Origin of the sequence: Actinopolymorpha sp. B9G3, from assembly GCF_040120725.1 — a bacterium.
In the GTDB taxonomy this organism is placed as follows: Bacteria; Actinomycetota; Actinomycetes; order Propionibacteriales; family Actinopolymorphaceae; genus Thermasporomyces.
This window is the reverse complement of sequence record NZ_JBEEAB010000003.1, coordinates 56,624-76,344: the sequence shown is the minus strand read 5'-3', so window position 1 is coordinate 76,344 and position 19,721 is coordinate 56,624. Positions and strand designations below refer to the sequence as shown.

Genomic DNA, 19,721 nt, shown 5'->3' with positions numbered 1-19,721 from the left:
GATTCAGAGCACCTCCGGGGCGAGCGAGATGATGCGCATGTACCGCTTCTCACGAAGCTCGCGACCGACCGGTCCGAAGATGCGCGTGCCGCGCGGCTCGCCATGATCGCGCAACAACACCGCAGCGTTCTCGTCGAAGCGGATGTAGGACCCGTCAGGACGGCGGCGTTCCTTCGCGGTACGCACGATGACGGCCTTGACGACCTCACCCTTCTTGACGTTGCCACCGGGTATGGCGTCCTTCACGGTGGCGACGATCACGTCACCGATCCCGGCGTAGCGTCGACCGGAGCCACCGAGCACCCGGATGCACAAGATTTCCTTGGCACCGGTGTTGTCGGCGACCTTGAGTCGCGACTCCTGCTGGATCACGGCACTTCTCCCATTCGAACGACCAGCTTGCCGGCCGGCCTCTTCGTTTCTCTGCGGGGGCACCGGGGGGTCCCCCGGCTGACACTGCGCTACTTGGCCTTTTCCAGGATTTCGACGACGCGCCAACGCTTCGTCGCCGACAACGGACGGGTCTCCATCAAGAAGACCCGGTCGCCGACGCCACACTCATTGGCCTCGTCGTGCGCCTTGAGCCGGTTGGTCCGCCGCATGACCTTGCCGTAAAGCGCATGCTTCACGCGGTCTTCGACCTCGACCACCACGGTCTTGTCCATCTTGTCGCTCACGACGAGACCCTCACGGGTCTTCCGACGTCCACGCTGCTGCTTCTCGCCGGCCGTCGTCTCGACACCTGTCTCGGCAGTCACCGATTCCACCCCTTCACTCATGCGACCGTCTCCGATGCGGCCTCGGCATCGGCCGGCGCGGTGATACCGAGCTCGCGCTCCCGCATCACCGTGTAGATCCGGGCGATCTCGCGACGTACGGCGCGGAGCCGACCATGACTTTCCAGCTGGCCGGTCGCCGCCTGGAAGCGCAGGTTGAACAGCTCCTCCTTCGCCTCGCGCAGTTTGTCGGCGAGGTCGTCAGCGGAGAGGCTGCGCAGTTCGTGGGCCTTCGACGTCATGGCCATCAGCCCTCGCCTCCTTCACGTGCGACGACGCGGCACTTCATAGGGAGCTTGTGGATGGCGAGCCGCAGGGCCTCACGCGCGGTCGCCTCCGGTACGCCGGACAGCTCGAACATCACCCGTCCGGGCTTGACGTTGGCGATCCACCACTCGGGCGAGCCCTTGCCGGAACCCATCCGCGTCTCGGCGGGCTTCTTCGTCAGCGGACGGTCCGGGAAGATGTTGATCCACACCTTTCCGCCACGCTTCATGTGCCGGGTCATCGCGATACGCGCCGACTCGATCTGGCGGTTGCTGACGTAGTGACCCTCGAGCGCCTGGATGCCGTACTCGCCGAACGCGAGCGACGTGCCGCCCTTGGCCTTGCCACCCCGCTTCGGGTGGTGCTGCTTGCGGTGAACGATCTTCCGCGGGATCAGCATGGTTCAGCTCTCCTGTCCCGAACTCGCAGTGCCCGCAGGAGTACCAGCGGCCTCGGCGCCGGCCGAACCACTGCTCGCCTCCGCGCTCGCCTGCTGTGGCTGCCGGCCGCCTTCGCGCCGGTCGCGGCCCCCACCGCGCTCGCCACGCTCGCCGCCGCGACGGCCTCCGCGCGGTGGCCGCTCGCCACCCGGACGCCGCTGCGCTGCGGCCCTGGCCGCCGCCTGCTGCGCCTCGCGCTCGGCCCGCGACACGGGGACCTCGCCCTTGTAGATCCAGACCTTCACGCCGATCCGGCCGAACGTCGTCCGTGCTTCGTAGAAGCCGTAGTCGATGTCCGCGCGCAGGGTGTGCAACGGCACGCGACCCTCGCGGTAGAACTCCGACCGCGACATCTCGGCACCGCCGAGGCGACCCGAGCACTGGACCTTGATGCCCTGTGCACCGGCCTTCGCCGCGCTCTGCAACGCCTTGCGCATCGCCCGGCGGAACGCCACCCGGCTGGCCAACTGCTCGGCGACGCCCTGGGCGACAAGCTGTGCGTCCACCTCGGGGTTCTTCACCTCGAGGACGTTCATCTGCACCTGCTTGCCGGTGAGCTTCTCCAGCTCGCCGCGAATCCGGTCGGCCTCGACGCCACGCCGGCCGATGACGATGCCCGGCCGGGCGGTGTAAATGTCGACCCGGACCCGCTCACGGGTGCGCTCGATCTCGACCTTCGAGATACCGGCCCGGTCCATACCCTTGGTGAGCAGCCGCCGAATCGCGACATCCTCGGACACGTAGTCCTTGTACAGCTTGTCGGCGTACCACCGGCTCTTGTGGTCGGTCGTGACGCCGAGGCGGTACCCGTGCGGGTTGACTTTCTGTCCCACTATCGGGCCCTCCGCTTCTTCTGGGTGGACGTACGGCCGGCAGCCGCCGGCTCTTCGTCGACAGGTTCGACGACCACGGTGATGTGGCAACTACGCATGAGCAGCGGGCCCGGACGGCCCTGGGCACGGGTGCGCCAGCGCTTCGCGGTGGGTCCTTCGTCGACGTAGGCCCGCGCCACCTTCAGACTGGCTCTCGACAACTGCAGGTTGTTCTCGGCGTTGGCCATGGCGCTTTCGAGCACCTTGCGGACCGGCTCGCTCGCGGCCTGGGGCGCGAAACGAAGCAGATCCACCGCACGCTCGGCCGGCAACCCGCGGATGAGGTTGACCACCCGGCGGGCCTTGGTCGGCGTCATGCGGACGTACCGCGCCACCGCCCTGGCCTCCACGGCGGCTTCCATCTCGTCACTCCTCGCTGTGGCGGTCACCGGCGCCGGCTCCTTCGGTCGTCCTTCTCGTGACCACGGAAGGTGCGGGTCGGCGAGAACTCACCGAGCTTGTGCCCCACCATCGCTTCGGTCACGAAGACCGGCACATGGGTCTTGCCGTTGTGCACGGCGATCGTGTGACCGAGCATGGCCGGGACGATCATCGAACGGCGCGACCAGGTCTTGATGACCTGCTTGCTCCCCTTGTCGTTGTGGGCGATCACCTTCTTCATCAGGTGATCGTCGACGAAGGGGCCCTTCTTCAGGCTGCGTGGCATCAGTCAGGCTCCCTCTAGCGCTGCTTGCCGCTCTTGCGACGACGGACGATGAGCCGGTCACTGGACTTGTTCTTGCGGGTACGCCCCTCGGGCTTGCCCCACGGCGATACCGGGTGCCGACCGCCGGAGGACTTGCCCTCGCCACCACCCAGCGGGTGGTCGACGGGGTTCATCGCCACACCGCGGACGGACGGCCGCTTGCCCTTCCACCGGTTACGACCGGCCTTGCCGAGGGAGATGTTGCTCTGCTCGGCGTTGCCGACCTCGCCCACCGTGGCACGGCAGCGTACGTCGACCATCCGGATCTCACCGGACGGCATCCGCAGGGACGCCATCGCGCCTTCCTTGGCGATCAGCTGGACGCTCGCACCGGCCGAGCGGCCGATCTTGGCACCGCCGCCGGGACGCAGCTCGATGGCGTGCACCGTGGTGCCGACCGGGATGTTGCGGAGCGGAAGGTTGTTGCCCGGCTTGATGTCGGCACCGGTGCCGCTCTCCACGTCCGCACCCTGGCCGAGACGCGCCGGCGCGATGATGTAGCGCTTCTCGCCGTCGGCGTAGTGGAGCAGGGCGATCCGGGCCGTGCGGTTGGGGTCGTACTCGATGTGCGCGACCTTCGCCGGCACGCCGTCCTTGTCATAGCGCCGGAAGTCGATCAGTCGGTACGCCCGCTTGTGACCGCCGCCCTGGTGCCGGGTCGTGATCCGGCCGCTGCTGTTACGTCCGCCCTTCTTGGGAAGGGGACGCAGCAGCGACTTCTCCGGGGTCTTCCGGGTGATCTCGGCGAAGTCCGAGACACTCGCCCCGCGACGACCCGGTGTCGTCGGCTTGTACTTGCGGATAGCCATGTCTACTTAGCCCTTCAACCCTCTTCTCGGGGCCCCCGCGAAAACGCGGAGCTTGCGTTGCGCTTTCGTGGGGATCAAGAAACGGGCCCACCGAAGATGTCGATCCGCTGCCCGTCGGCAACGGTCACGATCGCCCGTTTGGTGCTCGGGCGCTGCCCCCAGCCGTAGCGGGTACGGCGGCGCTTGCCCTGTCGGTTGAGCGTGTTGACACCGGTCACCTTGACGTTGAACACCTTCTCGACCGCGATCTTGATCTCGGTCTTGTTGGCGGTGGGTAGCACCAGGAAGGTGTACTTGTTCTGGTCGAGGAGGCCGTAGCTCTTCTCACTGATCACCGGAGCGACGAGCACATCGCGGTGGTCCTTGTGGATGTTGCTCATTCGTCAGCCTCCCCAGCGTTGGCATCCGCGCCGGAGGTCTCGGCGGCCTTCGTCGCCGTCGCCTCCTTGGCGGTCGCCTTCTTGGCCGTGGTCTTCTTGGCCGCCGTCTTCTTGGCCGGAGCCTCGTCCGAGGTCGCCTTCTTGGCGGCGGTCTTCTTCGCCGGCGCTTCGTCGACTGCGACCTCGGCGCCGGTGAAGTCCTCGTACGCCTGTGTCGTGAACACCACGTCGTCCGACGTCAACACGTCGTAGGTGTTGAGCTGGTCGGCGGCGATCAGGTGGACCTCGGGGAGGTTCCGCAGGCTGAGCCAGGTCACCGCGTCCGTCCGGTCGACGACGACGAGCACGTGGTCGCGGTCGGTCACCGAGCGCAGTGTCGCGAGCGCCTGCTTCGTGGAAGGTACGTCACCGTCGACGAACGCCGTCACGACGTGGACACGGCCGTGCCGCGCCCGGTCTGACAGCGCGCCCCGAAGTGCCGCGGCCTTCATCTTCTTCGGCGTCCGCTGGGTGTAGGACCGCGGCTGCGGGCCGTGGACGACGCCACCGCCGGCAAACTGCGGAGCCCGCCGGGAGCCCTGCCGCGCGCGACCGGTGCCCTTCTGGCGGTAGGGCTTCGCGCCACCGCCACGGACCTGGCCACGCGACTTGGTGGCGTGGGTGCCCTGCCGCGCCGCCGCCAGCTGGCCGACAACCACCTGGTGGATCAGCGGGACGTTGACCTGGACGTCGAAGATCTCGGCCGGCAACTCGAGAGTGCCCGCCTTGCCGCCTTCGCGGTCGAGCAGGTCGATGGTCGCCGTCACTTGGCCGCTCCCTTCGCCTTCGCCGCGCTGCGGATGAGCACGAGGCCGCCACGAGGGCCGGGCACCGCGCCCTTGAGCAGGACGAGGCCCTTCTCGGCGTCCACCGCGTGGACCGTGATGTTTTGGGTCGTGACCCGCTCGCCGCCCATCCGGCCGGCCATCTTCACGCCCTTGAAGACCCGTCCTGGCGTCGCGCACGCGCCGATCGAGCCGGGCGAACGGTGCTTGCGCTCGACGCCGTGACTCGCGCGGAGGCCGTGGAAGCCGTGCCGCTTCATCACGCCCGCGAAGCCGTGGCCCTTGCTGGTCGCCGTCACATCGACGGTCTCGCCGGCGGCGAACACGTCGGCGGTCAGCTCCTGCCCGGTCGTGTAGGACGAGGCGTCAGCGGTACGCACCTCGACCACATGCCGCCGCGGCGTCACTCCAGCCTTCGCGAAGTGGCCCTGCTTCGGCTTGTTGACCTTGCGCGGGTCGATGGCACCGAATGCCAGCTGGACCGCGGCGTAGCCGTCGTTGTCGGGAGTGCGGATCTGCGTGACGACGCACGGCCCGACCTTGACCACGGTGACGGGGACCAGACGGTTCTGGTCGTCCCACGTCTGGGTCATGCCGACCTTTTCGCCGAGCAGGCCGCGTACTTCACGCGCCGCGCCTTGGCTCACAGTCTTAACGCTGCTCATAAGTGAGGTCCTCAGAGCTTGATCTCGATGTCGACGCCCGCAGGCAGGTCGAGTCGCATCAGCGAGTCGACCGTCTTGGGCGTGGGGTCGATGATGTCGATGAGCCGCTTGTGCGTACGCATCTCGAAGTGCTCGCGGCTGTCCTTGTGCTTGTGCGGTGAGCGGATCACGCAGAAGACGTTCTTCTCGGTGGGCAGGGGCACGGGCCCGGCGATCTTGGCGCCCGTCCGGGTCACCGTGTCGACGATCTTGCGCGCCGAACTGTCGATCACCTGGTGGTCGTAGGCCTTGAGCCTGATGCGGATCTTCTGTCCCGCCATGGCGTGTTCGCGTCCTTCTCTCGTACGCCGGGAGCTGTGCGGCCCCCGAGTGCCGTTCGGTCGTCGGCCGGCCGTGGCCCAAAGTCAGCGCGAGACTCCTGGGTGGAGCTTCGCTTGGGTGGCACCCCGCGTCCGGTTCCTCCGACCCCCGCGGTCGGGTGTGTCGCCCACCCGAACCGCACGAATCCCCAGCTGCGGAACCCGTGAGGGAGATCGAAAACCCCGGTCGTGCCGGGCGCCAAGTTGTCCCGCGGCTTACCCACCAGCGCCGAACCGCATCGCGGATCCGCGCCTGCCAGACCACCTCGGGATCAGGGCGGGGTCTCCGGCTCGGCGCTGCCCACGAAACGAACAGTCCCGCGGAAGCACGCCCCGGCGGCCCGCCTAGGCAACTGCACCAGTATGCCAGAGCGCCCCGATTGTTGACCAATCGGGCCCTCCGACCAAGCGAGGTGGGCCGCTCACCCGCCAGGGCTGCGCGGCCCACCTCGTTTGACTGGCCTATTTCAGGATCTTGATGACCCGACCGGCACCGACGGTACGGCCACCTTCACGGATCGCGAACTTCAGACCCTCTTCCATGGCGATCGGCTGGATCAGCTCGACCTTCATTTCCGTGTTGTCGCCCGGCATCACCATCTCGGTGCCCTCCGGAAGGTGGACAACACCGGTGACGTCCGTGGTCCGGAAGTAGAACTGCGGGCGGTAGTTGTTGAAGAAGGGCTTGTGCCGACCGCCCTCTTCCTTCGACAGGACGTAGACCTGAGCGTCGAAGTCCGTGTGCGGGGTGTTGGTCCCCGGCTTCACGATGACCATGCCGCGCTCGACGTCCTCGCGCTTGGTGCCACGAAGCAGCAGGCCGACATTCTCGCCCGCCCGAGCCTCGTCGAGGATCTTGCGGAACATCTCGACCGCGGTGACCGTGGTCTTCGGGGCCGGGCCGGGACGGATACCGACCAGCTCGACTTCCTCGTTGACCTTCAGAACGCCGCGCTCGACCCGGCCGGTAACTACCGTGCCGCGACCGGTGATCGTGAAGACGTCCTCGACAGGCATGAGGAACGGCCGCTCGATCTCACGGACCGGCTCGGGGACCGACTCGTCGACGGCGTTCATGAGTTCCATGATCTTTTCTGCCCACGCGTCGTCGCCCTCGAGCGCCTTCAGCGCCGAGACGCGGACCACAGGGCAGTCGTCGCCCGGGAACTCCTGCTCGTTGAGCAGCTCCCGGACCTCGAGCTCGACAAGCTCGAGGATCTCCTCGTCGTCGACCATGTCGGACTTGTTGAGAGCGACCACGATGTAAGGAACGCCGACCTGGCGAGCGAGCAGCACGTGCTCGCGGGTCTGCGGCATCGGACCGTCGGTCGCCGCGACCACCAGGATCGCACCGTCCATCTGCGCGGCACCGGTGATCATGTTCTTGATGTAGTCGGCGTGACCCGGGCAGTCGACGTGCGCGTAGTGGCGCTTGTCCGTCTGGTACTCGACGTGGGCAATCGTGATCGTGATGCCACGCTGCTTCTCTTCCGGCGCCTTGTCGATCTGGTCGAAGGCGTAGAAGGGATTGACGTCCGGCATCTTCTCGTGCAGCACCTTGGTAATCGCCGCGGTGAGAGTCGTCTTGCCGTGGTCGATATGCCCAATGGTGCCGATGTTGACGTGCGGCTTAGTGCGCTCGAACTTCGCCTTCGCCACTTCGGGCTCCTCCTGGTTTCTTGCTTGCTACGCCGTTGCGAGACGCGGGGCAGCGAACTTTACGGGACTGACAGGCGTGAGGCTCACTCGCCCCGCGCCTTTTTCACAATCTCTTCCGCCACGGTCTTCGGAACCTCGGCGTACGAGTGGAATTCCATATGGGGTACGGCCCGACCCTGGGTCTTGCTGCGCAGGTCGCCAACGTACCCGAAGGTCTCCGACAGCGGGACCAGGGCCGTGATGACCCGGTTGCCGGACAACTCATCCATCTTCTGGACATGTCCCCGGCGACTGTTGATATCGCCGATCACATCACCGAGGTAGTCATCCGGCGTCGTGACCTCGACCTTCATGACCGGCTCCAGCAACGTCGGCTTCGCCCTCCGCGCCGCCTCCTTGAAGGCCATCGAACCGGCAATCTTGAAGGCGAGTTCGGAGGAGTCGACGTCGTGATAGGCACCATCCTGCAGGGTGACCTTGATGTCGACCATCGGATATCCGGCGAGGACGCCGAACTCCATGGCCTCCTGAATGCCCTCGTCGACCGCGGGAATGTATTCCTTCGGAATCCGGCCACCACTCACGGCATTGACGAACTCGTAACCGCCGTCGCCGTCCCCACCGGTGGGCTCCAGGTCGATGATGACCCGACCGAACTGGCCCGAACCACCCGTCTGCTTCTTGTGGGTGTATTCGACCTTCTCGACCTTGGCACGAATTGTCTCGCGATAGGCCACCTGCGGCTTGCCGACGTTGGCCTCGACGCGGAACTCGCGCTTCATCCGGTCGACCAGGATGTCCAGGTGCAACTCGCCCATCCCGGAGATGATCGTCTGACCGGTCTCCTGGTCGGTGCGTACCTGGAAGGTGGGGTCTTCGTCGGCCAGCCGCTGAATGGCGCCAGACAGCTTCTCCTGGTCACCCTTGGTCTTCGGCTCGATCGCCACCGAGATGACCGGGGCCGGGAAGTTCATCGACTCCAGGATGACCGGAGCCTCGGGGCCGCAGAGCGTCTCGCCTGTCGTGGTCTGCTTCAGACCCATCACCGCGACGATCTGGCCGGCGGAGGCCTTCTCGATCTCCTCACGCTTGTTGGCGTGCATGCGGTAGATCTTGCCGATCCGCTCCTTGCGGTCCTTGGTGCTGTTGAGCACCTGGGATCCGGAGGTCAGCGTGCCGGAGTAGATCCGGAGATAGGTGAGCTTGCCGAGGTGCGGATCACTCATGATCTTGAAGGCGAGCGCCGACATCGGCGCCTCCTCGTCCGGCTCGCGCTCGAGGATCTCGGCCTCGTCACGCATCGAGTGACCCTTGACGTTGCCGACGTCGAGCGGCGACGGGAGGTAGGCGACCACCGCGTCGAGCAGCGGCTGCACACCCTTGTTCTTGAACGCCGTGCCGTTAAGCACCGGCGTGAGGTTGTTGGCGAGGGTCGCGCGGCGGATCCCGGCCTCGAGCTGCTCCACCGTGGGCTCGATGCCCTCGAGGTAGAGCTCCATGATCTCGTCGTCGGCTTCGGCCAGCGTCTCGAAGAGCCGGTCGTGCCACTCGCGGGCGGCCTCGGTGTGGGTCGCCGGGATCTCCTCGACCGTGTAGTCCTCGCCCTTCTGCGTCTCACCGCGCCAGGTCAGCGCACGCATGTGGACGAGGTCGATGACACCGATGTAGTCGCCCTCGGCGCCGAGGGGGATCTGGAGCACCAGGGGCGTGGCGTTCAGCCGGTCGACGATCATGTCGACACAGCGGTGGAACTCAGCGCCCACCCGGTCCATCTTGTTGACGAAACAGATCCGGGGCACGCCGTAACGCTCGGCCTGGCGCCACACGGTCTCCGACTGCGGCTCGACACCGGCCACACCGTCGAAGACCGCGACCGCGCCATCGAGGACCCGGAGGTTGCGCTCCACTTCGACGGTGAAGTCGACGTGGCCGGGGGTGTCGATCAGGTTGATCGTGTGGTCTTTCCAGTGGACCGTCGTCGCGGCGGACGTGATCGTGATGCCGCGCTCCTGCTCCTGCTCCATCCAGTCCATGACGGCAGCGCCCTCGTGGACTTCACCGATCTTGTAGGTGATGCCGGTGTAAAACAGGATGCGTTCGGTTGTGGTCGTCTTGCCCGCGTCGATGTGGGCCATGATTCCGATGTTGCGGACTTTGGCCAGGTCGACGGTGCGAAGGTCAGTCGCCATCAGGCTTGTGGTCTTCCGTGGGTTCTCGGTCAGTGTGGGTGGAGCAGGGCGCCCGTGGGTGCGGCGGCTCTCCTGCCCATCGTGCTCCGCGGGTCCGCGACGCCTACCAGCGGTAGTGCGCGAACGCCTTGTTGGACTCCGCCATCTTGTGGGTGTCCTCGCGCCGCTTCACGCTCGCGCCGAGGCCGTTGGAGGCGTCGAGGATCTCGTTCATCAGGCGTTCGGACATGGCCTTCTCTCGCCGGGACTGGGAGTAGCTCACCAGCCACCGCAGCGCGAGGGTCGTCGAACGACCGGGGCGCACTTCGACGGGCACCTGGTAGGTAGCGCCACCGACCCGACGGCTCTTCACCTCGATGGTCGGCTTGACGTTGTCGAGCGCGCGCTTCAGCGTGATCACCGGGTCGGTGCCGGTCTTTTCGCGGCAACCTTCCAGGGCGGTGTAGACGATGCGCTGCGCGAGCTGCTTCTTGCCGCTCTTGAGCACCTTGCTGATCAGCTGGCTCACCAACGGCGACGCGAACACCGGGTCGACGATCGGCTGACGCTTGGGAGCCGGGCCCTTGCGCGGCATTAGCTCTTCTCCTTCTTCGCACCGTAGCGGCTGCGCGCCTGCTTGCGTCCCTTGACGCCCTGGGTATCGAGGGAACCGCGGACGATCTTGTAACGGACTCCGGGGAGATCAGCCACCCGACCGCCGCGCACGAGCACCATCGAGTGCTCCTGCAGGTTGTGTCCCACACCGGGAATGTATGCCGTGACCTCGATCTGGCTCGTCAGGCGGACGCGGGCCACCTTGCGGAGCGCAGAGTTGGGCTTACGAGGAGTTGTGGTGTAAACGCGCGTGCACACGCCACGCCGCTGGGGTGATCCCTTGAGCGCCGGCGTCTTGTTCTTGGACACCTTGTCCTTGCGGCCCTTGCGGACCAGCTGCTGGATCGTGGGCACCGCGTCGTTCCTCAATCTCTTTAGTCAGGACTGTCTCTTCGGTGTGGACTGTCGCGTTCGGCAGGCTGTCGATCGTCTTCGCGCTGTCGACGCCGTGCGGCCCGCGCGACCCCCGCGGTCGGGAGTGTCGCTGCGGCGCCCAGTCGGGCGGCCTCTGACTCGATCAGCTGGATCTCGAAGACCAACACGTGCGTCCTTGAAGGGCACACGCGAATGCCCAGCTACCAGCCGGGCACGACGTTGAACCTTACCCCGCCTGGCAGGCATTGGTCAAAACGGATGGCGTCCCCGCGCCCGCCGGGCGGGCAGGTGGTGTCGATCTTCTGTTGCGTTCGGCACGAAAGCGGCGGCCACACGTCTACGTGCGGCCGCCGCATCCCACTGCGTGTCGTGCGGGTGGTGCTAGCTGGTGTAGCCGCCGAAGTCGAAGTCCTCCAGGCGGACGGCCTCTCCGGAGCCAGCGCCGAAGGAGTAGTCAGCGTCGTATCCCTCGTAGCCCACCATGGAGTACATCGCGGCCTTCGCCTCTTCGGTCGGCTCCACCCGGATGTTGCGGTAACGCTCCATACCGGTACCTGCCGGGATGAGCTTGCCGATGATGACGTTCTCCTTCAGACCCCGCAGCGAGTCGCTCTTGGCGTTGATCGCGGCCTCCGTGAGGACCTTCGTGGTCTCCTGGAAGGACGCGGCCGACAGCCACGAGTCGGTCGCGAGCGACGCCTTGGTGATACCCATCAGCACCGGACGCCCGGACGCCGGTGTGCCGCCCTCGGCGACCACGCGGCGGTTCTCCTCCTCGAACCTCATCCGGTCGACCAGCTCGCCCGGGAGGAGTTCGGAGTCGCCGGACTCGATCACGGTCACCCGGCGGAGCATCTGCCGGACGATCGTCTCGATGTGCTTGTCGTGGATCGCCACACCCTGCGAGCGGTAGACCTCCTGCACCTCGTCCACGAGGTGCTGCTGGACCGAACGCATACCGAGGACGCGGAGCACGTCCTGCGGGTCGGGAGTGCCGTGGGTGAGCTGCTGACCGACGTCGACGTGGGTGCCTTCGTCGACCAGCAGACGTGACCGCTTGGAGACGGGGTAGCCCTTCTCCTCGCTGCCGTCGTCGGGGATCACCACGATCTTCCGGCTCTTCTCGGAGTCCTCGATCCGGACCCGGCCCGCCGTCTCGGCGATCGGCGCCTTCCCCTTGGGCTGGCGCGCCTCGAAGAGCTCGACCACCCGGGGCAGACCGTGCGTGATGTCCTCACCGGCAACCCCACCGGTGTGGAAGGTACGCATGGTCAGCTGGGTGCCCGGCTCACCGATGGACTGGGCCGCGATGATGCCGACCGCCTCGCCGATGTCGACGAGCTTGCCGGTCGCCAGCGAACGCCCGTAGCACGCCGCGCAGGCACCCACCCGCGAGTCACAGGTGAGCACGCTGCGGACCCGGATCTCCTCGACTCCGGCAAGGACCAGCCGGTCGATGACAAGGTCACCGAGGTCGGTCCCGGCCGGGGCCGCGATCTCGCCGTTGGTGCCCTTGACCTCTTCGGCGAGGACCCGGGCGTAGACCGACGTCTCCACGTCGTCCGCACGGCGCAGGGACCCGTCCGGCTGCTTGCTCGCGATCCGCTTGAGCAGACCGCGCTCGCTGCCGCAGTCGTCCTCGCGCACGATGACGTCCTGGCTGACGTCGACGAGCCGCCGGGTGAGGTACCCGGAGTCCGCCGTCCGCAGCGCCGTGTCGGCCAGACCCTTACGGGCGCCGTGCGTCGCGATGAAGAACTCGACGACGGACAGGCCTTCGCGGTAGTTGGACTTGATCGGGCGCGGGATGATCTCGCCCTTCGGGTTGGCCACCGGACCACGCATGCCGGCGATCTGGCGTACCTGCATCATGTTTCCGCGGGCACCGGAGTGGACCATCATGTAGATGGGGTTGATCTTGTCGAACCCCGCCTCCATCTCCTTGCCGACCTCGCTGGTCGCCTGGGTCCAGATCTCGATGAGCTCCTGGCGGCGCTCGTCGTCGGTGATGAGGCCACGGTCGAACTGCTTCTGGACCTTGGCCGCCTTGTCCTCGTAGCCCGCGAGGATCTCCGGCTTGCGCGGCGGCGTGATCACGTCGCCGATGGAGATCGTCACACCGGACCGGGTGGCCCAGCCGAAGCCGACGTCCTTGAGGCCGTCGAGGCAGGCTGCCACCTCGACCTTGGGGTAGCGTTCGGCGAGGTCGTTGACGATCACGCCGAGCTGCTTCTTGCCCACCTCGTAGTCGACGTACGGGTAGTCGGCCGGCAGGACCTCGTTGAACAGCGCGAGGCCCAGCGTGGTGTCGAGCGTGATCGACTGGCCGGGCTCCCAACCCTCGGGAGCCGTCCAGCCGACCGGTGGTGTGAGGTCCTTGAACCGGAGCTTGATCTTGCTCTGGATGTGGATCTCGTGCCGTTCGAACGCCATCAACGCCTCGGCGACCGACCCGAACGCCCGACCCGCTCCCGGCAGATCGTCGCGGTCCATGGTGAGGAAGAAGATCCCGATGATCATGTCGTGAGTCGGCATGGTCACCGGTCGACCGTCGGACGGCTTGAGGATGTTGTTGGTCGAGAGCATCAGGATCCGGGCCTCGGCCTGCGCCTCGGCCGACAGCGGCAGGTGCACCGCCATCTGGTCGCCGTCGAAGTCGGCGTTGAACGCCGTACACACGAGCGGGTGGATCTGGATCGCCTTGCCCTCGATCAGCTGCGGCTCGAACGCCTGGATGCCGAGTCGGTGCAGCGTCGGTGCCCGGTTGAGCAGCACCGGGTGCTCGGCGATGACCTCTTCGAGCACGTCCCACACGACGGGGCGGGCTCGCTCGACCATGCGCTTGGCGCTCTTGATGTTCTGCGCGTGGTTGAGGTCGACCAGCCGCTTCATCACGAACGGCTTGAAGAGCTCGATCGCCATGCCCTTGGGCAGGCCGCACTGGTGCAGCTTCAACTGCGGACCGACGACGATCACCGAACGACCGGAGTAGTCGACCCGCTTGCCGAGCAGGTTCTGGCGGAACCGGCCCTGCTTGCCCTTGAGCATGTCGGACAGCGACTTCAGCGGACGGTTGCCCGGCCCGGTGACCGGACGGCCGCGGCGGCCGTTGTCGAACAGTGCGTCGACGGCCTCCTGCAGCATCCGCTTCTCGTTGTTGACGATGATCTCGGGCGCGCCCAGGTCGAGCAGCCTCTTGAGCCGGTTGTTCCGGTTGATCACCCGGCGGTAGAGGTCGTTGAGGTCACTCGTCGCGAACCGGCCACCGTCGAGCTGCACCATCGGGCGCAGGTCCGGTGGGATGACCGGCACGCAGTCGAGCACCATCCCGAGCGGGTTGTTGCTGGTCGTGAGGAACGCCGACACGACCTTGAGCCGCTTCAACGCCCGGGTCTTCTTCTGACCCTTGCCGTTCTTGATGATGTCGCGAAGGTTGACCGCCTCCGCCTCGAGGTCGAAGGTGTCGAGGCGCTGCTTGATCGCCGCGGCACCCATGTCGCCGTCGAAGTACTTGCCGAACCGGTTGCGCATGTCGCGGTAGAGGATCTCGTCGCCTTCGAGGTCCTGGACCTTGAGGTTCTTGAACCTCGTCCAGACCTCCTCGAGCCGGTCGAGCTCACGCTGGGCGCGGTCACGGAGCTGGCGGATCTCCCGCTCAGCACCTTCCTTCACCTTGCGGCGGGCGTCGGCCTTCGCGCCTTCGGCCTCGAGCTGCCCGAGGTCCTCCTCGAGCTTCTTCATCCGCTGCTCGACGTCGTTGTCGCGGCGCTGCTCGAGCTGCTTGCGTTCGACATCGATGCGCGCCTCGAGCGACGGCAGGTCGCGGGTGCGCGCCTCGTCGTCGACCCTGGTGATCATGTACGCAGCGAAGTAGATGACCTTCTCGAGATCCTTGGGCGCGAGGTCCAGCAGGTAGCCGAGCCGGCTCGGCACGCCCTTGAAGTACCAGATGTGGGTCACCGGCGCGGCCAGCTCGATGTGGCCCATCCGCTCCCGGCGTACCTTGGCACGGGTCACCTCGACACCGCACCGCTCGCAGATGATGCCCTTGAAGCGGACCCGCTTGTACTTACCGCAGTAGCACTCCCAGTCGCGGGTGGGCCCGAAGATCTTCTCGCAGAAGAGTCCGTCCTTCTCGGGCTTCAGCGTGCGGTAGTTGATGGTCTCGGGCTTCTTCACTTCGCCATGCGACCACTGGCGGATGTCGTCGACGGTCGCAAGGCCGATTCGAAGCTCGTCGAAGAAGTTGACGTCGAGCACGTGTTCTCGAACCCCTTATGTTGTCGCTCGGGGGTCCGGGGGTTGCCCCCCGGGCCAGCACTGTGGATTCGCTCAAAGTCGGTGGTCTGGCCGGACGTCGCACAACCCGCGATCGTCCGGCCAGGCCGCCGTCAAACCTCCTCGACGCTGCTCGGCTCACGCCGGGTCAGGTCGATTCCGAGCTCTTCCGCTGCGCGGAAGACGTCTTCCTCGCTGTCGCGCATCTCCACGGCCATGCCGTCGCTGGAGAGCACCTCGACGTTGAGGCAGAGCGCCTGCATTTCCTTGACGAGCACCTTGAACGACTCCGGAATGCCGGGTTCAGGGATGTTCTCGCCCTTGACGACGGCTTCGTAGACCTTGACCCGGCCCATGACGTCGTCGGACTTGATCGTGAGCAGCTCCTGCAAGGCGTAGGCGGCACCGTAGGCCTCGAGCGCCCACACCTCCATCTCGCCGAAGCGCTGACCACCGAACTGCGCCTTACCACCCAGCGGCTGCTGAGTGATCATGGAGTACGGGCCGGTCGACCTGGCGTGGATCTTGTCGTCGACCAGGTGGTTGAGCTTCAGCATGTAGATGTAGCCGACCGCGACCGGCTCGGGGAACGGCTCCCCCGACCGACCGTCGAGCAGCCTCGCCTTGCCGTCAGGGGCCACCATGCGGTTGCCATCACGGTTGGGCAGGGTCGACGACAGGAGCCCGGTGATCTCCTCCTCGCGAGCACCGTCGAACACCGGTGTCGCGACGTTGGTGCCGGACTCCGCCTCGGCCGCGCCGATCGCCGCGAGCCTGGACTTCCAGTCCTCGTCGTCGCCCTCGATCTTCCAGCCGGCGTTCGCGACCCACCCGAGGTGCGTCTCGAGCACCTGGCCCACGTTCATCCGCGCGGGCACGCCCAACGGGTTGAGGATGATGTCGACCGGCGTGCCGTCCTCGAGGAACGGCATGTCCTCCACCGGAAGGATCTTGGCGATGACGCCCTTGTTGCCGTGCCGGCCGGCGAGCTTGTCGCCGTCCTGCACCTTGCGCTTCTGGGCGACGTGGACGCGAACGAGCTGGTTGACACCCGGCGGCAGTTCGTCGCCTTCCTCACGGTCGAAGACCCGGTGCTTGATCACCGTGCCGCTCTCGCCGTGCGGCACCTTCATCGAGGTGTCGCGGACCTCCCGCGCCTTCTCTCCGAAGATCGCACGGAGCAGCCGCTCTTCTGGCGTCAGCTCTGTCTCGCCCTTCGGTGTGACCTTCCCGACGAGGATGTCCCCAGTGGTCACCTCGGCGCCGATCCGGATGATGCCGCGCTCGTCGAGATCACCGAGCATCTCCTCGGAGACGTTCGGGATGTCCCGGGTGATCTCCTCCGGACCCAGCTTGGTGTCGCGGGCGTCGACCTCGTGGTCGGTGATGTGGATCGAGGTGAGGATGTCCTCCTCCACGATCCGCTGGGACAGGATGATCGCGTCTTCGTAGTTGTGACCCTGCCACGACATGAACGCGACCAGCAGGTTGCGCCCCAGCGCCATCTCGCCGTTCTCGGTGCACGGGCCGTCGGCGATGACCGTGCCGACCTCGACCCGAGAGCCTTCGGACACCAGCGGCCGCTGGTTGATGTTGGTCCCGGCGTTGGAACGACGGAACTTGGCCAACCGGTAGGTCTGGTAGGTCCCGTCGTCGTTGGCGACCTCGACGAAGTCGGCGCAGGCCTCGCGGACCACACCGGGCTTCTCGGCCGTCACGACCTCACCGGCGTCGACGGCGGCACGGTATTCCATGCCGGTGCCGACCAACGGCGACTCCGAACGGATCAACGGCACCGCCTGGCGTTGCATGTTGGAACCCATGAGTGCGCGGTTGGCGTCGTCGTGTTCGAGGAACGGGATCATCGCCGTCGCGACCGAGACCATCTGCCGCGGCGAGACGTCCATGTACTGCACCTCGGCGGCGGCGATCGCGTCGACCTCACCGTGCCGCTTGCGGACCAGAACGCGGTCCTCGGCGAACGTACTGTCGGCGTTCAACAGCGCGTTGGCCTGGGCGATGACGTAGCGGTCTTCCTCGTCGGCCGTGAGGTATTCGACCTGGTCGGTGACCCGACCGTCGACCACCTTGCGGTAGGGCGTCTCCACGAAGCCGAACGGGTTGACCCGGCCGTAGGTGGCGAGTGACCCGATCAGACCGATGTTCGGCCCCTCGGGCGTCTCCACCGGGCACATCCGGCCGTAGTGGGAGTGGTGGACGTCACGGACCTCCATGCCGGCCCGGTCACGGGACAGACCACCGGGCCCGAGCGCGGAGAGCCGCCGCTTGTGCGTCAGCCCGGCGATCGGGTTGGTCTGGTCCATGAACTGGCTCAGCTGGGAGGTGCCGAAGAACTCCTTCAGCGCCGCGACCACCGGGCGGATGTTGATCAGGGTCTGCGGCGTGATCGCCTCGACGTCCTGGGTCGTCATCCGCTCGCGGACGACCCGCTCCATCCTGGCGAGGCCGGTGCGGAGCTGGTTCTGGATCAGCTCGCCGACCGTGCGCAGGCGCCGGTTGCCGAAGTGGTCGATGTCGTCGTCCTCGACCACGATCGGACCCTGCGGTGCGGGCAGCTCGGTCCGCCCCTCATGCAGCGCGACGAGGTAACGGATGGCGGCCACGATGTCGTCGATCGTGAGCACCGACTGGTCGTGGGGCAGCTCCAACCCGAGCTTCTTGTTGATCTTGTAGCGACCGACCTTGGCGAGGTCGTACCGCTTCGGGTTGAAGTAGTAGTTCTCCAGCAGCGCCTGGGCGGCCTCCCGGGTGGGTGGCTCACCTGGCCGCAGCTTGCGGTAGATGTCGAGCAGCGCGTCATCCTGGCCGGAGGTGTGGTCCTTCTCCAGGGTGAGCCGCATCGACTCGTAGTCGCCGAACTCCTCGAGGATCTGCGCGTCGGTCCAGCCGAGCGCCTTCAGGAGGACGGTGACGTTCTGCTTGCGTTTGCGGTCGAGGCGTACGCCTACGGTGTCGCGCTTGTCGACCTCGAACTCGAGCCAAGCACCCCGCGAGGGGATCATCTTGGCGGTGAAGACGTCCTTGTCGGACGTCTTGTCGGGTACGCGCTCGAAGTAGACGCCGGGCGAACGGACGAGCTGGCTGACCACGACACGCTCGGTGCCGTTGATCACGAACGTCCCCTTGGGCGTCATGAGCGGGAAGTCGCCCATGAACACGGTCTGGGACTTGATCTCGCCGGTCTCGTTGTTCATGAACTCCGCGGTGACGAACAGGGGCGCGGCGTAGGTGAAGTCGCGGTCCTTGCACTCGTCGACGGAGTTCTTCGGCGGCTCGAACCGATGATCGCGAAACGACAGGGACATGGTTCCCGAGAAGTCCTCGATCGGGGAGATCTCCTCGAAGATCTCCTCGAGGCCGGACTTGCCGGGAACGTCCGTGCGGCCCTGTTCGAGGGCTTCGGCCACCCGGGCCTGCCAGCTGTCGTTGCCGACCAGGGTGTCGAAACTCTCGACCTGCAGCGCGAGCAGGTCGGGAACCTCGGCAGGCTCCTTGATCTTGGCGAACGAAATCCGGCGCGGTGGTTCGACGCGGGTGGAGTTGTTCGGACGGGCGGACGTGGTGGACGCATTGGTGCGCGAAGCGGCCAAAAGGGGTCCTTCCGAGGCTTGCGGCTCATCTCGCAGATGGCGGGTCTCTCACATGCCGGACCGACCTAAGAATTTCCCAGGCGCGGTCGGAAGGCAGGGCAAAGCGACAGTGTAGCTACAGCGCCCACTGCTGTCTAGTCCCCTCAGATTTCTTTGGACTTGCCACTGCTCCGTCGCCCGACACCAATGCGGGGAGTCCCTGCCGACCCCGATACGACCTATTCGCCGAGCATGAGCCCTACTGTGAGGCCACGTCAAGCATCCCGGCGACCGTTTGCCGGCCTTTCGCCCGTGCGTACCGCCCGACTTGAGCTAGTTGCCCGGAAGGCGCGGGTGATGCCTCAGAGCGCGTCGACCTTGCTGACGAGCCACCGGTCATTGACCCGCTCGACCGTCATGAGAACCCGGTTCAGGTCGGTGCGCGGTTCGTCCGCGCGGTTGCTGGTCGTCGTCTGGTTGACGAACAGCAGCGCGACCACCCGGTCAGGCGTCGCCGACACCACCGACGATGCCCGCACCTCGGCGACCACCACCGCCCGGGTCTTGGCGGCGGTCGGCTTGACGACCCGTGCGGTGGTGGAGGCGTACTCCTTGCGGAACTCGCCCGTGAGTAGCTTCCGCGCCCGGGAGAAGTCGCGGTCGAGATGGCGGAAGTCGTACGCCATGAACACCGGTGCCGCGGACCTGGCGGCGTCCAGTCCTTCCGACCGGGCCGTGTCCAGCTGGCTCGCCGCGTGCGCGCGGTAGCCGAGGGCGGCACACGCCAGCAGCGCGACGACCACGCCCACGGCGAGCCCGATGGCCAGGGCGACCGGCAGCCAGCTCTTCCCTCCGGGGGGCGGCGGGCCCTCCGCCGGCTGGATGTACGTGCTCGCGCTCATTGCCGCCAGCTCCCTTCGTCCCGACGCTCCGTTGAA

Annotated in this window: 18 protein-coding genes and 1 pseudogene; all 19 read right to left on the bottom strand. The window is 66.6% G+C overall.

The genetic code is table 11. The features are described 5' to 3' along the window. Positions 1–3 precede the first annotated feature (3 nt). Positions 4–372, bottom strand: coding sequence for a 50S ribosomal protein L14 (gene rplN / locus ABNF93_RS06545; protein WP_349326742.1), 369 nt, complete (start codon positions 370–372; stop codon positions 4–6). Between the two features lie 89 nt (positions 373–461). Continuing rightward, positions 462–779 carry a 30S ribosomal protein S17 gene (gene rpsQ, locus ABNF93_RS06540; protein ID WP_349326741.1) on the bottom strand — a complete coding sequence of 106 codons (318 nt, stop codon included), beginning with the start codon at positions 777–779 and terminating at the stop codon, positions 462–464. Then, complete coding sequence (gene rpmC, locus ABNF93_RS06535) at positions 776–1,024, bottom strand: 50S ribosomal protein L29 (protein WP_349326739.1); 249 nt, start codon at positions 1,022–1,024, stop codon at positions 776–778. Before rpmC ends, rpsQ begins: the two co-directional genes overlap by 4 nt. Continuing rightward, positions 1,024–1,443 (bottom strand): 50S ribosomal protein L16, encoded by a 420-nt coding sequence (gene rplP, locus ABNF93_RS06530; protein WP_349326737.1) that lies wholly within the window; start codon positions 1,441–1,443, stop codon positions 1,024–1,026. The genes rpmC and rplP overlap by 1 nt, the downstream gene beginning before the upstream one ends. Before the next feature lie 3 nt (positions 1,444–1,446). After that, positions 1,447–2,316, bottom strand: a complete 870-nt coding sequence (rpsC, locus tag ABNF93_RS06525) for a 30S ribosomal protein S3 (protein ID WP_349326735.1) — start codon at positions 2,314–2,316, stop codon at positions 1,447–1,449. Continuing rightward, the gene (gene rplV / locus ABNF93_RS06520) at positions 2,316–2,744 is read right to left on the bottom strand and encodes a 50S ribosomal protein L22 (RefSeq protein ID WP_502877550.1); all 429 of its coding nucleotides are present in this window, start codon (positions 2,742–2,744) and stop codon (positions 2,316–2,318) included. The genes rpsC and rplV overlap by 1 nt, the downstream gene beginning before the upstream one ends. Continuing rightward, complete coding sequence (rpsS, locus tag ABNF93_RS06515; protein WP_349326734.1) at positions 2,741–3,022, bottom strand: 30S ribosomal protein S19; 282 nt, start codon at positions 3,020–3,022, stop codon at positions 2,741–2,743. Before rpsS ends, rplV begins: the two co-directional genes overlap by 4 nt. A 14-nt stretch (positions 3,023–3,036) precedes the next feature. Next, the gene (rplB, locus tag ABNF93_RS06510; RefSeq protein ID WP_349326732.1) at positions 3,037–3,870 is read right to left on the bottom strand and encodes a 50S ribosomal protein L2; all 834 of its coding nucleotides are present in this window, start codon (positions 3,868–3,870) and stop codon (positions 3,037–3,039) included. A 74-nt stretch (positions 3,871–3,944) separates the two neighbouring features. After that, positions 3,945–4,250, bottom strand: coding sequence for a 50S ribosomal protein L23 (rplW, locus tag ABNF93_RS06505; protein WP_349326730.1), 306 nt, complete (start codon positions 4,248–4,250; stop codon positions 3,945–3,947). A gap of 158 nt (positions 4,251–4,408) precedes the next feature. Continuing rightward, a pseudogene (gene rplD / locus ABNF93_RS06500) lies at positions 4,409–5,056 on the bottom strand (50S ribosomal protein L4); the annotation flags it as partial. Further along, a complete protein-coding gene (gene rplC, locus ABNF93_RS06495; RefSeq protein WP_349326727.1) occupies positions 5,053–5,739 on the bottom strand; it encodes a 50S ribosomal protein L3 in 687 nt (228 codons plus the stop codon). The gene rplC and the pseudogene rplD, both read right to left, overlap by 4 nt. 11 nt (positions 5,740–5,750) lie before the next feature. Beyond that, positions 5,751–6,059 (bottom strand): 30S ribosomal protein S10, encoded by a 309-nt coding sequence (rpsJ, locus tag ABNF93_RS06490; protein ID WP_349326726.1) that lies wholly within the window; start codon positions 6,057–6,059, stop codon positions 5,751–5,753. Positions 6,060–6,560: 501 nt separating this feature from the next. Continuing rightward, positions 6,561–7,757 (bottom strand): elongation factor Tu, encoded by a 1,197-nt coding sequence (gene tuf, locus ABNF93_RS06485; RefSeq protein WP_349326725.1) that lies wholly within the window; start codon positions 7,755–7,757, stop codon positions 6,561–6,563. Positions 7,758–7,840: 83 nt separating this feature from the next. Beyond that, positions 7,841–9,946 carry an elongation factor G gene (gene fusA / locus ABNF93_RS06480; RefSeq protein WP_349326724.1) on the bottom strand — a complete coding sequence of 702 codons (2,106 nt, stop codon included), beginning with the start codon at positions 9,944–9,946 and terminating at the stop codon, positions 7,841–7,843. A 103-nt stretch (positions 9,947–10,049) separates the two neighbouring features. Further along, on the bottom strand, positions 10,050–10,520 hold the full coding sequence (gene rpsG, locus ABNF93_RS06475; RefSeq protein WP_349326723.1) for a 30S ribosomal protein S7: 471 nt from the start codon (positions 10,518–10,520) through the stop codon (positions 10,050–10,052). After that, positions 10,520–10,894 carry a 30S ribosomal protein S12 gene (gene rpsL, locus ABNF93_RS06470; RefSeq protein WP_020575530.1) on the bottom strand — a complete coding sequence of 125 codons (375 nt, stop codon included), beginning with the start codon at positions 10,892–10,894 and terminating at the stop codon, positions 10,520–10,522. Before rpsL ends, rpsG begins: the two co-directional genes overlap by 1 nt. 402 nt (positions 10,895–11,296) lie before the next feature. After that, positions 11,297–15,175, bottom strand: coding sequence for a DNA-directed RNA polymerase subunit beta' (locus ABNF93_RS06465; protein ID WP_349326722.1), 3,879 nt, complete (start codon positions 15,173–15,175; stop codon positions 11,297–11,299). 131 nt (positions 15,176–15,306) lie between these two features. Next, on the bottom strand, positions 15,307–18,804 hold the full coding sequence (gene rpoB, locus ABNF93_RS06460; protein WP_502877548.1) for a DNA-directed RNA polymerase subunit beta: 3,498 nt from the start codon (positions 18,802–18,804) through the stop codon (positions 15,307–15,309). 341 nt (positions 18,805–19,145) lie between these two features. Beyond that, entirely contained in the window at positions 19,146–19,685 is a 540-nt protein-coding gene (locus ABNF93_RS06455) for an Rv1363c family protein (protein ID WP_349326721.1), read from the bottom strand. Positions 19,686–19,721: the final 36 nt, after the last annotated feature.

What these genes read in the sequence shown, in the direction of transcription:
- rpsQ (WP_349326741.1), bottom strand. Translation starts at nt 779, where the DNA reads ATGAGTGAAGGGGTGGAATCGGTGACTGCCGAGACAGGTGTCGAGACG.
- rpmC (WP_349326739.1), bottom strand. Translation starts at nt 1,024, where the DNA reads ATGGCCATGACGTCGAAGGCCCACGAACTGCGCAGCCTCTCCGCTGAC.
- rplP (WP_349326737.1), bottom strand. Translation starts at nt 1,443, where the DNA reads ATGCTGATCCCGCGGAAGATCGTTCACCGCAAGCAGCACCACCCGAAG.
- rpsS (WP_349326734.1), bottom strand. Translation starts at nt 3,022, where the DNA reads ATGCCACGCAGCCTGAAGAAGGGCCCCTTCGTCGACGATCACCTGATG.
- rplB (WP_349326732.1), bottom strand. Translation starts at nt 3,870, where the DNA reads ATGGCTATCCGCAAGTACAAGCCGACGACACCGGGTCGTCGCGGGGCG.
- rplW (WP_349326730.1), bottom strand. Translation starts at nt 4,250, where the DNA reads ATGAGCAACATCCACAAGGACCACCGCGATGTGCTCGTCGCTCCGGTG.
- rplC (WP_349326727.1), bottom strand. Translation starts at nt 5,739, where the DNA reads ATGAGCAGCGTTAAGACTGTGAGCCAAGGCGCGGCGCGTGAAGTACGC.
- rpsJ (WP_349326726.1), bottom strand. Translation starts at nt 6,059, where the DNA reads ATGGCGGGACAGAAGATCCGCATCAGGCTCAAGGCCTACGACCACCAG.
- fusA (WP_349326724.1), bottom strand. Translation starts at nt 9,946, where the DNA reads ATGGCGACTGACCTTCGCACCGTCGACCTGGCCAAAGTCCGCAACATC.
- rpsG (WP_349326723.1), bottom strand. Translation starts at nt 10,520, where the DNA reads ATGCCGCGCAAGGGCCCGGCTCCCAAGCGTCAGCCGATCGTCGACCCG.
- ABNF93_RS06455 (WP_349326721.1), bottom strand. Translation starts at nt 19,685, where the DNA reads ATGAGCGCGAGCACGTACATCCAGCCGGCGGAGGGCCCGCCGCCCCCC.